At 68.5% G+C, this 1,517-nt stretch carries 2 protein-coding genes; both read left to right on the forward strand.

Annotated features, from left to right (window positions below):
- On the forward strand, nucleotides 1-855 hold an 855-nt coding region (locus tag U9980_RS10345; protein WP_322767718.1), incomplete at its 5' end, for an AI-2E family transporter.
- 80 nt (nucleotides 856-935) lie between these two features.
- On the forward strand, nucleotides 936-1,517 hold a 582-nt coding region (locus U9980_RS10350; protein WP_322767719.1), incomplete at its 3' end, for a disulfide bond formation protein DsbA.

Here is a 1,517-nt window from a genome sequence, read left to right on the forward strand (position 1 = left end):
TCCTTCCTGACCGTCGTCGGTTTCCTGATCATTGTGGTGGGCGTGGGCGTGGGTGTCGGCTTCAATGCGGCCAACGAGTTTCCGAGCCTGGCTGATCAGGTCGGCAATGGTGTGGAACAGGTCCGTGACTACCTGCAGGACGGACCGCTGCACCTGTCGCAGAAGCAGTTGGACGATCTCACGAACACCATCACCCAGACGCTGGCGAACAACCGGGGCCGCCTTGCCTCCGGAGTGCTCTCCGGCGCCACCGTTGCCGCCGAGGTGCTCACGGGCCTTCTGCTCATGCTGTTCTCGACGTTCTTCTTCGTCCACGACGGTGACCGGATCTGGGGCTGGATCGTCACCCGCTTCCCACCTGACAGTGAGGCACGGGTGCGCGGCGCGGGCCGGGAGGCATGGTCGACACTGACCGGATACGTCCGCGGCACCATGGTGGTAGCGCTCGTGGACGCCGCCGGTCTCACGGTCGGGTTGCTGGTGGTCGGGGTTCCCCTCGTGGCACCCCTGGCTCTGCTGACGTTTCTGGGCGGGTTCATCCCGATCGTCGGAGCTGCTGTGGCCGGCGGGGCGGCGGTGCTGGTCACGCTCGTCTCCAACGGTTGGGTGCCCGCCCTGGTCATTCTGGCGGTCGCGGTCGGCGTTCAGCAGGTCGAGGGCCACCTGCTGCAGCCGCTGGTGATGCGGCGGGCCGTGCGTCTGCATCCACTGGCGATCGTCATCTCGCTGTCCGCCGGTGGTGTGCTGGCCGGTATCCCGGGAGCGATTGCCGCTGTGCCGTTCGTCGCCGTGGTCAACCGGGTGGCCGGCTACCTGGCCCGGTCCGGGAAACAGTCAGCTGCTTGCGATGGTTGAGTCGGACACAGGAGAGTGCCGGGCCCATCTCGTCGGATGATCAGGAGCGGCTTGTGTCCACGCAGAGCGTTTCACCACAGGTGGTCTCGACCACCACCACGGATCACGAATCAGTCACGCCGGTCACGCCGGTCACCACGGCCGCGTTCTGGTTCGACCCCAGCTGCCCGTGGGCATGGCTGGCCTCGCGCTGGGCGCTGAACGTCGAGCAGGTCCGGCCGGTGCGCTTCAGTTGGCATGTGATGAGCCTGGCCGTGCTCAACCAGGGCAGGGACCTCTCGGACGAATATCGGCAGCTGATGGACCGCGCGTGGGGCCCGGTGCGGATCTGCGTGGCTGCCGCGGCGAGGCACGGCGAGGACGTGTTGCTGCCGCTGTACACGGCGCTGGGCCGGCGTCGCCACCTGCAGAAGGCCGAGTGGGAAGCCGGCACCTTCGCGGCGGCGCTGGCCGAGGTCGGCCTGGAGCCGGATCTTGCTGATGCGGCGACATCGGAGGAGTTCGACGATGCGCTGCGGGCGAGCCATCAGGACGGGATCAGCCGCGTGGGCATGGACGTCGGCACGCCGGTGATCGCGGTGGCGGACACGGCGTTCTTCGGCCCCGTCGTCACGCCGGCGCCCAAGGGCGAGGCCGCGGGCCGGCTCTGGGACGGCGTGCTG

The sequence above is a fragment of the Protofrankia sp. Cr1 genome (assembly GCF_963555865.1).
GTDB lineage: Bacteria > Actinomycetota > Actinomycetes > Frankiales > Frankiaceae > Protofrankia.